Here is a 13,340-nt window from a genome sequence, read left to right on the forward strand (position 1 = left end):
GCGACGTGATGCGGTGCTGCGCAGCCGGAATGGCTCCGCACCGCAACCCGCCGCTACCGTCCCAAATACAGCAACCCAAAACCGCCGGAGCGAACTTAAAACTGGATAAAATTTGGGGGCAAGGTCAGGTTCAAGCCGTCGCTTGGGGAGAACACGTAGAGCCGCATGATCCCTTCGAACACGAGGGAAACGCGCGCGGCGATAGCCTCCGCATCAAGATCAGGCGACACGCGTCCGTCCTTCTGGGCGGCACGGATGCCACGATGCATGAGGTCCATGAGCCCGGCTTCCGAGTTGCGCAACATCCTGGCAACCTCCGGATTTCGTGCACCGTCGCTGGCGATCTCCGCTCGCAGAACGGCGATATCGTGCCCTTCTTTGGTCAGCAGTATGTCGCGCAGCGCCTCCTTGATGCTCGCCGAACCCAAATCCGTCTTCCAGAAGCGGGCGATAAGGTCGGCATGACGCTTGAGGTCGATCTCGATCAGAGCGACAATCAGCGCTTCCTTCGTTGGAAAGTACTGATAGAGATTTGCCACGCTTACGCCGGCCGACGCGCTGATCTGCGCGGTCGACGATGCATGAAAACCAAATTCTACGAAGCAGCGACGCGCCCCCTCGAGAATCTGGTTCATCCGTTCTTGTCGCGCCAGTTCATTGACCGGACGACCGCGCTGGCTCTGAATCTTATCTTTGCTCACGTCAAGATATATATAACTTTTAGAATATGCGCTTGCTTGTCTCCTCAAGGAATGTGCTCATCAAGCGGTTTCAAACAATCGCACCAATCGGCAGGCCGCCATGAGTGACCGCACCGAGACCAGCTGTCCTGCCATCGCACAGCAGGTCGATCAGAGTTTCCCTGAAAAGGAAAAAACCGCGTGGCTTAGTCGGCGCCACAGCAGCGACGCTGCAAGGCGCGAGCGCCGGATCGACAAACACGGATATTTGACCCAAGCCAAGGAGTGCCGTGTCCCGTTGAGAGCGAACGAGCTCATTCGTTAGGGCGCGCACTGATCCGCTTTATACGAGCAGAGCACAACGGAGCATCATGAGATGGGTCCTCGTCGCCAGCTTTACGCGGCATAGCAATTAACCGGCCTAGAACGGAACAAAGCGGTTCTTCGTTACTTTTAATGTTAAGGACCGGGTGGAGGCGGTCAGATCGTGATTGATCCGCGGTACTGGACAAAAAGCGTGGAAATCGTAATCGATGGGCAAGGTACGTGCCGGCGCATACGGAGCACCAAACAAGCAGAAGAGTGCCTACGGGACTGGCCGGACAAGCAAAACGAGTCTTACACGGAGGCCCTCCGCGTCTGTCGCGCAGTGCTTAAAGCAGGAGCTCCGCGACGAGTGGCGCGTGAGGCGTTCCTACATGCGGCCGAGGAAGCGGGAATTGACATTCGAAAGCGGTGATTGGGCCGTTTAGTGGCAGCGCCGCTTCTCGCATGGGGCTCAAGCGACGCCGCTGGCTGGACAAATGTGGGCGATAACCGCTGAGGCGTGATCCGTGGTCGTCGTGCAGGCCCCCCATCTTCGCCAACTTGATTATCAAAGGAAAGTCCAATGGCGAAGAAACTATGCTCGTTAATCGGACTTGAGCACGTTCGGACGTTTTCCGTCGCGGCGCACCGCCGTCGGACGGATTGCGGAGATTTCGGGGGATGAAAAGTGGATCAGCATCTGGTGGGATCTGGCTGAACTGTACGAACTGTGACGGTCATTGAAAGCTGTTCCGCCGCTTCCTGCCAAGCTTACCCTTAACTACCAGGCCAATCCGACCGATCGTATCGGCAATGGTGACACCCAGCACTATCCCGCCATAGCCCATCTGCTTCCAGCGTTCCACGTCATCGGTGACCGTCTTCATTTTGGAGACATCCTTCTTCATTTCGGACATGCCCGTTTCGAGAGTGCCAACGCGCGATACCTTTTCGTCCGTGCGCCGGCGCACGACTGCCCGGCAATCGACATATGTTCGCCCCACAGTATAGGTCGTCGTCCCGGAGACCCCGGCCCGCATACGTCGCAAGCACAGACGCGACCTCGGCCTGTAGCTCATCGACCTCGACTAGAGAACCCTACTGAGGCAGGTACGATGTGATCAGGACCGGCATCGGCACTCGGATCTCGCGCCGAAAAATACTCGGCTACCGCTTTGATGTCGCTGTCGTCGAGATTGGCCGCCACCTTTGCCATGAGCGCGCGATGGGGTCCCCCACCTCGTTTCTCGTCCACGAACAGGCGAAGCTGAGCGGCGAGATAGGCCGCGGGCTGTCCTGCGAGCCTTGGATAGGCTGGGTTGCCGTTTGTCCTATCGTGACAGGACATGCACGCGGGAATCCGCCTGTCAAGATCGCCGAATCGCGCGATGTGCTCGCCCCGGCCGGTCTGATTTGACAGTGCCACAGCGTTCACGCCACGAACAGTCCGCTCCGAAAAATGCACGGCCAACGCCGCGCGCTCCTGCTCCGTCAGCGACTGGATCGCGACCGCCATAATGCCGCTCGGCCGCATCCCCTCCGCATAGGCTGCAAGACTGTCCCTCAGGTAGGTCTGCGATTGGCCATCGAGCCGGGGAACGAGGCTGTCGCGATCGAGCCGGTCCGGTGCATGACAGCCGTTGCAGGTCTCCAGCACCCGTCCCTGATCGCGAGACTGGTGGGCTGCATGGCCCGCAAGCCGTCGATAGGATGCTCCATCTAGGTCCGGATAGCGACGGAGAAAGGCTACCATGGCCCAGACCTCGTCCTCGCGCTCGGCGACGGGCCATGACGGCATTCCGGTGAAGCGCACCCCATGTTGCACGATCTGGAAAAGTTCGGCATCGGTCCAGGTGGGAATCACCTCCTTCAGGTCCGGCGGCACCGGAAGCATGCCGCGCACGCTTGCTGGCGGCGGCATCGCCGGCGAGCCGTGGCAAAGGGCGCAGCCACCCTCGAAATGCCCCGCCGCCATCGGCAGCATCCCCTCCTCGAGGGGCGGAACCTCGATGCCGATTGCCGAGGTGCGGACGGAGGACCGCATCGCCCAATGCAGGAACCAGTCGGTCAGCTTCCAGTGGCCCGTGCTCGCACTGATGCCGATCACGCCGGACCAGGGAATGACCCATCCGACTAACGCGGCGCCGAGAACAAGGGCCGCAAGGTGCTTCCGTCCGATCACCATCGTCGATCCTCGCGCGCGACGTCGCCTTCGGCCCGGAGCACATCCGAAAGTAGCGCGACGCCGCCAATGAGGTAGGATGCTGACCCGGCGACGAGCATGACCACACTACCGATCTGCTGGTCGGAAATGGCGTCGAGCGGAATGCCGAAGCAACTGACCTCTCCCTTGCCATAAAGCGGCCGCGGCGCAAGTGCCAAGAGCACGCCAAGCAGGGTCATGTGCATGGAGGTGAGAAGAAGTCCGATTGTCCCAGCCAGCCGCCCCCCGCCATCACGTCCCGGCCGCAGGCAGACGACCCAAAGCAGCATGCCAGCGACGAGGAAACTGAGAAGTTCGAGCATCGAGAGCAGAATACTGGTAGCGGCCAGAGCCCGCATTACGGGAACATGCCAGCCCCAGACCACAACGAGTTCAATCACCGATGCGAGTACGGGTGTCATCCACACGAACCTCCGCGAAAGATCGAACCTCGTGTCCAGCAGACCGTATGCGATAAGCGGTGCTGCCACGGCGACGATGCCCATATGCAGGACCATATGCACGGTGAACGAACCGCCGTCGAACGAGGCATAGAGCGCAAGCGACACGATCGCGAGCAGGAAGCCTCCGGTGACGAGCGCGATGGTCTTCATGGCTGGCACGCCTCGATCACGACCAGTGGAACGGCGACAAACAGCACGGCTACGAAGCTGAGCCCGGAGAGGAGCAGCGTTGCAAAGCCCTGAAAAAGCAGCCGATCCTCGCGAGTCGGCGCGTGATGGGGTGGATCGCCACTGCCAAAACCCCATTGGCGCCAGGCGAGCCAGGCTGAAAGCACAATACCTGCAAGAGCGAGAATCGTGATCAGGACCAGGGCCAGGCGGAGTTCGGCGAACGTGAAGTCCTCCGCCCCCGCTTTCTCGCAGTAAATCGCCACAGCGGCATAGCAGGCGAGGAAATGCGCAGCCCAGATCGTCGGCGCCGTAAACAGCGTCCAGAGGCTCTCAACTTCCTTCGGAAGCAACCGCATCGCGTCACCTCACTGCCGGAAACAGGCCGAGAACGCCGAACGACGTGATGGCCGTGATGACGAAGAAATGCCAATAAAGCACGACATTCTGCAGGTCCATATCGTGGCGGGCGCTCATGCGACCGGCAACGCTGCGGGCCAGACAGTACAGCTGCATGATGATCGCCACTGCGCCATGCACGACCGTCCAGATCGCGACGACCCAGACGATCGCAGGGTAAACGTGCGTAGTTGGATCCATCGGGTTCAAGTGCGGGCCGGCAAGTCCGGCCATACACCCGCCCACGGTAAGGAATGCCGAGACCATGAGCGCCGCACGCATAGGCCCCGGGTGGTCGGCGGCATTCGCGCGGCGCGCCAGCAGCATGACGAGCCAGGCGAGCACGAACAGCACAACGGCCAGGAGGGGCCAGGCGATCCCCGGTCCCGAATGCCCGGCGGTGAAGTCATCATGGATCGTCCAGTAGAAGAAGTAGCCGAACATTAGGCTGGCATAGGCGGTGCTATCGCCCGCCATGGTGATGAACATTCCCCACCAGCCTACCGACTGCGGGCCGGAATTGTAGAGGGGCAATGTCTTGCCAAGCCCGATGTCGCGCATGTCCGAACGGGGAATTTCCGCCGTCCCGGTCCAGAGCCAGGTGATGATCGCGGCGAGCGTGAGCAGCGCGCACACCAGCGTCGCAATCCACCAGTGGAACGTCAGCGCGACGAAGACACCACCGAGTGAGCATGCGGCGACCATCGTCAGGATCGACGTGCCGCCGACGCGAAGGCACTGCACCGGGCGCGCGTCAAGCACTGATGTTACCAGGGTTTCGCGTGCCCCGTCCTGTGCATCGGGGAGGTAGTAGCGACCTGCCTTGATGTCTTCGAGTAGGCCCGGCTGGTCCCATATCGGATAGCGACTTTTGATGATCGGGATCGAGCGCACGCCCCAAGCCTCTTCCGGTTCGCTGATCCACTCCAGCGTACCGGCGTTCCAGGGGTTCATCTCCTGCTTGGGCTGACGATGCTTCGGGCGAACGACGTCGATTACGACGACGGCGACACCTGCAGCGAATATGAAGGCTCCCACGGTGGAAACGAGGTTGAACCAGTCCCATCCGATCTCGGCGGGATAGGTGAACACCCGGCGCGGCATGCCCCGCAGGCCCGACAGGTGCATGGGAAAAAAGGCAACGTTGAAGCCCGTGAACATCAGCCAGAAGGCGATCTTTCCGAGCCGATCCGACAGCCTACGGGCGTCGATGAGCGGATAGTAGTAGTAGATTCCGGCGACAACGGGAAATAGCATTCCACCGATCAGGACGTAATGCAGATGGGCGACGACGAAATAGGTGTCATGCGCCTGCCAGTCGAACGGAACGAGCGCCACCATCACCCCCGTCAGCCCACCGATCACGAAGATGGCGAGCCCCCCGGCACCGAACAGCATCGGCACGGAAAAGATGACACGTCCGGCCAGAAGCGTCGCGATGAATACGAAGATCTGCACGCCCGTCGGGATCGCGACCGCCTCGGATGCGGCAGAGAAGAAGGCAAGCGAGATCTGCGGCAGACCCGTGGTAAACATGTGATGTACCCACAGGCCGAAGCTTAGGAAGCCGGTGCCGACGGCCGCGAGCACGATCCAGGAATAGCCGACAATCGGTCGCTGGGCGAAGGTCGGTACGATCATCGCCATGATCGCGATCGCCGGCAGGAAAATGATATAGACCTCGGGATGCCCGAAGATCCAGAACAGGTGCTGCCACAAGAGCGGATCGCCGCCGCGTTCGGCATCAAAAAACGGCCAGTCGAACATCCGCTCCATTTCGAACAGGATGTCGCCGGCTATCAGCGGCGGGAAGGCGAACAGGATCATCCCGGCCACGATTAGCAGATACCAGGCAAAGAGCGGCATCATGTTGATGCGCATGCCCGGCGCCCTGCACTTCATGATGCCGACGATCAGTTCGACGGCCGCCGCAATCGACGCCACTTCGATGAAGGACAGGCCGAGCAGCCAGATATCGGCGCCGATCCCGGAATACTCCTTGTCGGTCGCAAGCGGCGGATACATGAACCAGCCGGTGTTGGGGGCCGCGCCGAAAAAGATCGATCCGCACACGAAAACGCCGCCAATCGCAAAGCTCCAGAACCCGAATGCGGATAGCCGGGGGAAAGGCAGTTCCCGTGCCCCCAACATCGAAGGCAAGAGATAGATCGCGACAGCTTCGAAGATGGGTACGGCGAACAAGAACATCATCACCGTACCGTGTAGGGTGAAGGCCTGATTGAAGACGTCAGCGGAGAGGAAGTCATTTTCCGGAACTGCAAGCTGCACGCGTACGAGCAGGGCCAAGAGGCCCGCAAACAGCATGAATGTGAAGGCCGCTGCACCGTACCACAGGCCGATCTGGGTATTGTTGACAGAAGTCCAGTAGCGCCAACCTGATGGTGTCCGCCAGACTTCGCGCAGTTCCCGCTCCTGCGCCTCGAAATCCTCCGGGCTTAGCTCTCTGATGGCGACTTCAGTCATCGCAGCCCCGTCAGGAATTCGGCTATCGCTGCGATGTCGCCGTGCGGCACCATGTCGAAGGCAGGCATTTGGGAACCAGGCTTGACCGACGACGGATCGCGAATGAAGCGTTCCACGTTCTCGCGCGTGTTTCTAAGCGCCCCGGCCCCGACGGTCTCGCGATCAGCAAAATAAGTCAGATCCGGTCCGAGCCCAGCGATCGGGGTTGTGCCTCTGACCGAATGACAGCCGGCGCAGCCGTGATAGGCGAACAGGCGCTCTCCCTCGCTGCCGCCGGGCTGATTTCCCGATGCCTGCTTCCGCCTCCAGTCGTCGTAGGCATCTTGCCCCATCACGACGACAGAGAAGGTCATATAGGCATGGGAGGTGCCGCAGAACTCCGCGCACGGCGCGTGATACACCCCGGTCTTCGTCGCCTGGAGCGAAAGCACATTTGTGCGGCCCGGGATCATGTCCATTTTCCCTCCAAGAGACGGGATCCAGAAAGAGTGGATCACGTCGGCCGCGCTGAGCGAGAATGCGACCCGCTCGCCGATAGGCAGCCGCAGCTCGTTGGCTGTCTCAAACCCGGCCATGCCGTCCTCGGCCGGATAGCGGACCCGCCACCAGAATTGCTCGCCGGTCACTTCGATCAGGGTGGGTTCGGGTACGGCACGGGCGACCCACGGCCTGATCGTGGGCATCAGCCATACCGCATAGACAAGCAGCGCGAAGAGCACGACCACGGGAAAGGCGACACCGCCCCAGGCGATCAGTCTGCTCGCCTCGTTCTCCGACCAGGCTCGTCTCTGGCCACGACAGGCATGCAGCAACAGGCCGATCACGGCGAGCCAGATGATGCCACCACCGATGACCATCACCGCGAACAGATGATAGACCTCCGCAGCCTCCTGTCCTGCAGGGTCGAGCGCCGACTGTCTGCCAGTGCAGCCGGCGAGGACGAGAGCCGACGAGGTGAGAAGAAGTCCGGTTCTCTTTCGTTTGCTGCGGTCGGTCATGCCTTGAGCGATATGGGACGCAGAACCGTTTCGGCAAGGTTGCGAACAACCGCTGCCCCCGTACAATCACCACAACCGGTCGGGAGGATAACGTGCAGACATGGTCCAAACTCGTCAAACATACCCTGAAGGACATCAAGTTCGCGGAGAATGAGATAGCCTGGACGAAACGCACGGTCAGATCGAAACCTGGAAGAAGCTCAAGATCCTCGATCCGGAGAAGGCGGCGAACGATGTTCGGGCCAGTCTGGCCGTCTCCAGGATCAACCACTAACCGGCCTGCATTCGACTGTCCTTCTGGCCGCGACGCCGCAGTCCGCAAGACGATTCCAACACTCGCCTTGATGGCGCTACGGATCGCTGTATCCGACGGCCGAGACTCGCACCGACCGCCCTTCCGGATCGCTTGTAAAGATCAGCCCCCCTTGGGCGGTCGACTTCATCGGCACATAGTCGAGTGTCATCTCTATTGTCTCCAACGTGCGCCCTCCGTCCCGAATCTCTCCCCTGACAACGACTCCCGCAGCGGTAGCCTTGGCCGCATTGGCAATTTCGAACCGCACGTGATAGCCGGCGCCTTCGGCGCTCGTACCAAGGATTCGAACGGAAAGTTCCGGCGCCGTATCGCGGGGACCGATGGCGTCCCAGCCGATCCAGCCAATCAGTGCGAGGACGAACGCCATCGAAACCACACCCGTCAGCCACTCGATCCAGTGAGGATCGCCTTTGTCGATCGATCTCTGTTTTGATTGGGCATTCATAGGTCACCTAGAGGATGAGGCGCGCGGACGCGGCGCCGATTGCGCTGGGAAAGCCGAGGACGACCGCAGTGATTGCCGCCTCGACAAGATCGACATCGTCGAAGCGGTGGAAGGTCCACAGGCAATAAACACTGACAAGGAAAGCCACCATGTAGCCTGGAAGCGTGAACCGCACGAAGGCATGCCAGCCCGGGGTTCCCTTCTCCATCCCATGCCCACCAGAGAACGATAGCGCATAGACGAACCCGTGCATGAGCGCGATCGACGCAAGGACGACGGCGATCGCATGCCATGGGGTCATCTTGTAGGACAGCAGGATCATTTCCTCCGTCGGCGCGACGTTGAGGCTGAGAAACAAGGCCCCAACCGCCATCATGAAAAGCTCGCCGACATATGTGGTGTCGGCTGGCGAGCATTTCTCGTCTTCATCGTGCGGCCGCTGACCCAGTTGACTGCGCGCGAGCAGGGCGCCGATGCTCGCCGGCACAGCCTGGAGCGCGATCGTTCCCGCAACCTCGGTCGCCGCCTGACCAAATCGAAGAACGCCAATCGCGACAAGAATGGCGGCGCTCGACAATATGCCGAGAAAATAAGCAATTGCCGCATCGCGGAATGCCTCGCGCCAGGTGGACGTCCGTTCGAAACCGATGCGATGGGCAAGTACGATCAACAGCGGGACGTTGACAGAGAGCAGCAGAAACAGCCTGGACCGATCAATGTAAAACCCCAGTTCCCACATCTCCATCGTCAAAAACATGGGCAGGGCAAAGAGGAGGGCGCCGGCGATCCCACGCGACAGCCCGACGACGAAGCGCCTGTGGTCGAAATTCGAACCTTTTCTAACGTCTGCCATGTCGCCTCGCTCAACGGAACGCAAAGAGACTGCTATCCGAAACCTTGTGACCGAGTATCTCTGAAGATATGATCTCCGCTGCGATCTGGCTGAACGTAATGCGGTTGGCGCCATACCCCATCGCAGAGCAGGCGAGGTACGGCGCCGATCATAGGAAGACCATCGGATGTTACGCCAAATGCAGCGGCCCATCGATATGCGGGTTCTTCGATCGGCCGTCCCAGCAGTTTTTCGATAACCATCCCATTTATCCTAGAGCGTCGCAATGGCGCGGTTCGATAGAACCCCCAAATTCCCGTTTCTATGAACGATCTTTCGCTCCAATGCCTCGACGATGCTGTCCGAAAAGTCGACATCATAGAGTTCACGCATCACGCTCAGGCCTCCGGGCGTGAAAACATTTATTTCCAGAATCCTGTCACCGACAATGTCCAGCCCCACCAGGAACATACCGTCTTCGACAAGCTTGGGCCTGACGACTTCTGCAACGGCCAATACGTCCGTATTGACGTCTACCGCGACGGCTGTACCGCTAGCGTGTATGTTGGACCGAACCTCACCCTCAGTGGGGACTCTGCGGATTGCTGCATACTTGCCGTCACGGATTAGCGGGCGACCATTCATGAGAAACAAACGGATATCACCCTCGGTCGCGGCAGGCAGATAGGCCTGGGCGATCAAGTACCCCTCGCCGCTTACCGCCTCGAAAATCTGATTGAGGTTGGCCTCGTCGGTCGATCCGATCTTGAAGACGTTCTTTCCGCCGGAGCCCTGCAGTGGTTTCAAGATAACACCTTCAGGATTGCTGTCGACGAAAGCCCGAATTTCGTCAATACTTTTGGATATAAGCGTGTCCGGGCGCACCGCCCTCGGAAACCCCTGGAAATAGAGTTTGTTCTGCGCAAGCGACAGTCCGTCTGGATCATTGAGAACGACAACGCCGCGCGCCGCAGCGAGACGACCGAACATCGCCCCTACATGGGCGGCCCAGGCACGTCCTCCTTCGTCAAGCGATGGATCATTGCGTAAAAAAAGAACGTCTATCTCGCGTGCATCGACTATGTCGATTTTGGTTTCAGTGCCTTGCAGATCTGCGTGAAGGCTCTGCACTTTTCGGTAGCGCTTGGCAGCCGGCAGTACTCGCCCTCGAACCCAAAGGCTATCGTCGGGACGCAGAATGAAATCCGCTGGTGTGACATAGCACACCTCATGTCCTCGACAGAGGGCAGAGAAGGCCAATCCCGTTGTCGTGTACGTGGCGGTTTCCCCCTCGATTGAATTGACGAAGAAGGCGATACGCATTCTGCTCTCCTCAAGGTTGGAGCATGGCCAGTGGAGAAATCCCTTCTCGAGCGCGTTCCAAACGCCTGCGTCCGTCATCATGTTCCAGACAAAGGGGACGCAGGATGGGAGCCTTCAGCAGCCCACGTTGCGCCAGTTCCTGCATGACGCCGAAGTGCGCCGCAGAAATCTTCCCCATCCAGAACGGGTCAAGCGCCCCGCCGGCCTTGAGGTGTTCGAGAAGCGAAAGAAGGCCGCGCAGATAGATCGCGTCCTTGGCCAGCCCGCCGCCGCGATATATTCGAAGAAGCAACTCAAAGGCGAGTCGGGAGTCTAGGCCGTGATCATGCGTCATCGATCGGAAGCTATCCACGAAAGAGGCGCCGCCAAGCATCATATGGCAGCCAATGACCCTGGCTGCCAGCAAGCGCAGACGCTCAACGGTAAATCCACCCGCCAAGTACTCGGCGAATACCGCAAGCCCCTCCTGCATCCCTTCGTATCCGGAAAGGCCGGTGCGGAAGATGCGCAGCCCCTGCGCCGAGCCATTGAAGTAGGTCAGCAGATGCACTCCGACTTCGTGGCTGAGGAGCGCATCAACGCGACGCCGTAACATGCGTGTCTGTCTGGAGATCAGCAGTCGCGGGCCTGACACCATTAGGCCGGCAGGCAGGTCATCACGAACCTCTATCGTCGCATCGAAACAGGGAAAGCGCGTGAAGTAGGCCGACAGCATCTTGCGCGCATACCGTTCCACAAACGCGGCATCCGCTACGTCCGCATTGTCGGCCCCCGATGGGGCTGCGTGTCTTGCATCATTTATCTCCTGGAGGATCTGCAATGCAGCGGTAACAAGCGAAGGTTCCACCGTGCCATACAGGGCACGGCCGAGATCGATGAAGCGCGTGCTTTCTCTGTCTGCAATCAGCGAGAGCTGCAAATCCAGTTCCTGCTGCTTTTCCCGATACAGATGATGTAGAACGGGATCCTCCAGCCGATCGAGAGGGATCGAGTGAAGACGCCGCTTCTCGCGTTCGACATGAAGCGTCAACGGGCGATAGAGAAAGCGCGGTGGGCTGGTGTAGCTGCTGGCGCGGAACTCTTCCCACGCGGCATTCGTATTAATGGGCGTTACGGCGAGGAGAAGGTCGAAACTGGTGGCCACGTTGTCGATGCTGCGATCGGCCCTTTCTACCGCGTCGATAAATGCCTTTCGCCCAAAGGCCCGATGCGTGACCGGCTTCGGAAGTCCCTCCTCTGCGACGTACGCGACAAAAGCCTGCAGGCCTGCATCGAGGAAATTGTCGACAAGGCGCTCCCGAAGCTCCGGATAAATGTCATCTGTTCCGGGAACGCGATAGATCGGTGCAAAGCGCAGGGTGAGCAGAGGCAGCCGAAGATCGAGCAATTCCGGTCTGACGCACGGGTCTTCCGAAGCATCGCAGGCGTCAATGCGGGGCGTACGAAATCGCGCATGAAATTCTTTCACCGCGGCAACAAATGTCTTCATCGCCTGCTTTTCGGACGGCCCTGCCGTGGCCGAGATCGCCACCTCAAAGGGCTGCAGGAATGGCGCATCCTCCGATAGCAGCCGGTCGCGCTCCAGTTCGTCCACGTCGAGGAGAACGAACGCTCCGAATCGTCTCTTGAGGACGTCGGCAATGGGGCGGATCAAAAGGAGCGCGTCCCCAATGTGACGAACGAGAAGATATGAGGCACTTGAGGCAGTGACATCGCGGGCAACGGGGGCTTCTTCGAGGTCACCAATGCACAGCGTCAGGAATGGCAAGGGCCTGTCAATGTGCAGCCGTCCACCCTCGAACTCATGCCGCACCGTCTGCCCTGCCTCCAGCCTCTCAAGCGCCTTTTCGATAAATGGAAACGTACCCCTCGAAGGCTTCCGGATTGCTGCTGTCTTTCCTGTCATGAGACCTCCCCGAGCGCCCCTTCCAGCACAGGGACAGCACCCTTCAGCAACGCTCGAAGAGCCGACACGGCCTCCATGTCGGGCACGCCCGTCCATTCGTCCATAAAGGTCTTCTTGAACTCGACCGCCAACGCACAACCTGACCGCGGAAACTGTGCATGAACATAGCGAGCTTGCTCGCCGCGCCCCTGGAAAGCGACATCTTCCTGCACATTCAGGCGTCGCCCATGAAAGTCGAATCCGCCTGCATATTCCTTGAAGGCTTCGACAATTGGTGCCCAGCGCCGTCGGTCCAGAGAGAATGTGCCGATGTTGACATCGGGAGCCTGTTTTGGGTCCATAGGGGCTGTGCGCGGACCACCGCGGCGATGGTTGTAGCTGTGTATGTCCAACACTACGAACCGCCCATATCTCCTCTCGATACTGCGCAGATTGTCCTGAAGCATCGAATAGTAAGCGTCGTGAAAGGCCAGAACCGCTTCCACCGTAACGGCGGAGGGCGCTTCGCTCCAAACCGTAAACCCCCATGCCTGCTCCGGCCTGAGATAGACGGCCTGGTCGCGGGCGCGGTTAAGATCAACCTCAAATCGGGAGCGATGAACGACAATCTGGTTTGGAAGGTCGGCGATCAATAGCCCGGTGAACGGGTCTTCTTCACGCAGTCGTTGTGTGCTCGCGATTCCTATCCGTTCCAGAAGCTCCGAACACATGGCGTGACCGTCATGAATCGCCGTGCCAACAATAGGGGACGCTCCTCTACGGATCGACCACCATGCCTGTTCATCGATCTTGCCCACCGACTGATCGGTCATAGCA

The 13,340-nt window shown here is 59.8% G+C and carries 13 protein-coding genes; 1 reads left to right on the forward strand and 12 read right to left on the reverse strand.

Annotation, left to right across the window (positions count from 1 at the left end):
• Positions 1-95: 95 nt before the first annotated feature.
• Positions 96-701: a TetR family transcriptional regulator gene (locus HV823_RS24120; protein WP_176952228.1), complete on the reverse strand. Its 606-nt coding sequence runs from the start codon at positions 699-701 to the stop codon at positions 96-98.
• Positions 702-1,197: 496 nt separating this feature from the next.
• Between HV823_RS24120 and HV823_RS27435 the strand changes: the two genes are divergently transcribed.
• Positions 1,198-1,419 carry a DUF982 domain-containing protein gene (locus HV823_RS27435; protein ID WP_176952229.1) on the forward strand — a complete coding sequence of 74 codons (222 nt, stop codon included), beginning with the start codon at positions 1,198-1,200 and terminating at the stop codon, positions 1,417-1,419.
• A 304-nt stretch (positions 1,420-1,723) separates the two neighbouring features.
• On the opposite strand, the gene HV823_RS24130 is transcribed toward HV823_RS27435, so the two are convergent.
• From HV823_RS24130 to HV823_RS24175, 11 genes are all read right to left on the reverse strand, one after another.
• Positions 1,724-2,065 (reverse strand): DUF1515 family protein, encoded by a 342-nt coding sequence (locus HV823_RS24130; protein ID WP_343052043.1) that lies wholly within the window; start codon positions 2,063-2,065, stop codon positions 1,724-1,726.
• Positions 2,062-3,171 (reverse strand): c-type cytochrome, encoded by a 1,110-nt coding sequence (locus HV823_RS24135; RefSeq protein ID WP_176952231.1) that lies wholly within the window; start codon positions 3,169-3,171, stop codon positions 2,062-2,064. Before HV823_RS24135 ends, HV823_RS24130 begins: the two co-directional genes overlap by 4 nt.
• The gene (locus HV823_RS24140) at positions 3,165-3,803 is read right to left on the reverse strand and encodes a cytochrome c oxidase assembly protein (protein ID WP_246301926.1); all 639 of its coding nucleotides are present in this window, start codon (positions 3,801-3,803) and stop codon (positions 3,165-3,167) included. The genes HV823_RS24135 and HV823_RS24140 overlap by 7 nt, the downstream gene beginning before the upstream one ends.
• Entirely contained in the window at positions 3,800-4,180 is a 381-nt protein-coding gene (locus tag HV823_RS26875) for a hypothetical protein (RefSeq protein ID WP_246301930.1), read from the reverse strand. Before HV823_RS26875 ends, HV823_RS24140 begins: the two co-directional genes overlap by 4 nt.
• Before the next feature lie 4 nt (positions 4,181-4,184).
• Positions 4,185-6,704 (reverse strand): cytochrome c oxidase subunit I, encoded by a 2,520-nt coding sequence (ctaD, locus tag HV823_RS24145; protein ID WP_176952233.1) that lies wholly within the window; start codon positions 6,702-6,704, stop codon positions 4,185-4,187.
• The gene (coxB, locus tag HV823_RS24150; protein ID WP_176952234.1) at positions 6,701-7,702 is read right to left on the reverse strand and encodes a cytochrome c oxidase subunit II; all 1,002 of its coding nucleotides are present in this window, start codon (positions 7,700-7,702) and stop codon (positions 6,701-6,703) included. Before coxB ends, ctaD begins: the two co-directional genes overlap by 4 nt.
• A 350-nt stretch (positions 7,703-8,052) precedes the next feature.
• The gene (locus HV823_RS24155; RefSeq protein WP_176952235.1) at positions 8,053-8,463 is read right to left on the reverse strand and encodes a TIGR02588 family protein; all 411 of its coding nucleotides are present in this window, start codon (positions 8,461-8,463) and stop codon (positions 8,053-8,055) included.
• Between the two features lie 7 nt (positions 8,464-8,470).
• Entirely contained in the window at positions 8,471-9,316 is an 846-nt protein-coding gene (locus tag HV823_RS24160; RefSeq protein ID WP_176952282.1) for a TIGR02587 family membrane protein, read from the reverse strand.
• A gap of 252 nt (positions 9,317-9,568) precedes the next feature.
• The gene (locus tag HV823_RS24165; protein WP_176952236.1) at positions 9,569-10,618 is read right to left on the reverse strand and encodes a glutathione synthetase; all 1,050 of its coding nucleotides are present in this window, start codon (positions 10,616-10,618) and stop codon (positions 9,569-9,571) included.
• Positions 10,619-10,628: 10 nt separating this feature from the next.
• Positions 10,629-12,524 carry a flavohemoglobin expression-modulating QEGLA motif protein gene (locus tag HV823_RS24170; RefSeq protein ID WP_176952237.1) on the reverse strand — a complete coding sequence of 632 codons (1,896 nt, stop codon included), beginning with the start codon at positions 12,522-12,524 and terminating at the stop codon, positions 10,629-10,631.
• Positions 12,521-13,336: an N-formylglutamate amidohydrolase gene (locus HV823_RS24175; protein WP_176952238.1), complete on the reverse strand. Its 816-nt coding sequence runs from the start codon at positions 13,334-13,336 to the stop codon at positions 12,521-12,523. Before HV823_RS24175 ends, HV823_RS24170 begins: the two co-directional genes overlap by 4 nt.
• Positions 13,337-13,340: the final 4 nt, after the last annotated feature.

The organism is Mycoplana rhizolycopersici (assembly GCF_013378445.1).
Lineage (GTDB): Bacteria > Pseudomonadota > Alphaproteobacteria > Rhizobiales > Rhizobiaceae > Mycoplana > Mycoplana rhizolycopersici.

Excerpts from the sequence above, each read along its gene's own strand:
- HV823_RS24175 (WP_176952238.1), bottom strand. The coding sequence starts at position 13,336 with ATGACCGATCAGTCGGTGGGCAAGATCGATGAACAGGCATGGTGGTCG.
- ctaD (WP_176952233.1), bottom strand. The coding sequence starts at position 6,704 with ATGACTGAAGTCGCCATCAGAGAGCTAAGCCCGGAGGATTTCGAGGCG.
- HV823_RS24155 (WP_176952235.1), bottom strand. The coding sequence starts at position 8,463 with ATGAATGCCCAATCAAAACAGAGATCGATCGACAAAGGCGATCCTCAC.
- HV823_RS24165 (WP_176952236.1), bottom strand. The coding sequence starts at position 10,618 with ATGCGTATCGCCTTCTTCGTCAATTCAATCGAGGGGGAAACCGCCACG.
- HV823_RS24140 (WP_246301926.1), bottom strand. The coding sequence starts at position 3,803 with ATGAAGACCATCGCGCTCGTCACCGGAGGCTTCCTGCTCGCGATCGTG.
- HV823_RS24170 (WP_176952237.1), bottom strand. The coding sequence starts at position 12,524 with ATGACAGGAAAGACAGCAGCAATCCGGAAGCCTTCGAGGGGTACGTTT.
- HV823_RS24160 (WP_176952282.1), bottom strand. The coding sequence starts at position 9,316 with ATGGCAGACGTTAGAAAAGGTTCGAATTTCGACCACAGGCGCTTCGTC.
- HV823_RS24130 (WP_343052043.1), bottom strand. The coding sequence starts at position 2,065 with ATGAGCTACAGGCCGAGGTCGCGTCTGTGCTTGCGACGTATGCGGGCC.
- HV823_RS26875 (WP_246301930.1), bottom strand. The coding sequence starts at position 4,180 with ATGCGGTTGCTTCCGAAGGAAGTTGAGAGCCTCTGGACGCTGTTTACG.
- coxB (WP_176952234.1), bottom strand. The coding sequence starts at position 7,702 with ATGACCGACCGCAGCAAACGAAAGAGAACCGGACTTCTTCTCACCTCG.
- HV823_RS24135 (WP_176952231.1), bottom strand. The coding sequence starts at position 3,171 with ATGGTGATCGGACGGAAGCACCTTGCGGCCCTTGTTCTCGGCGCCGCG.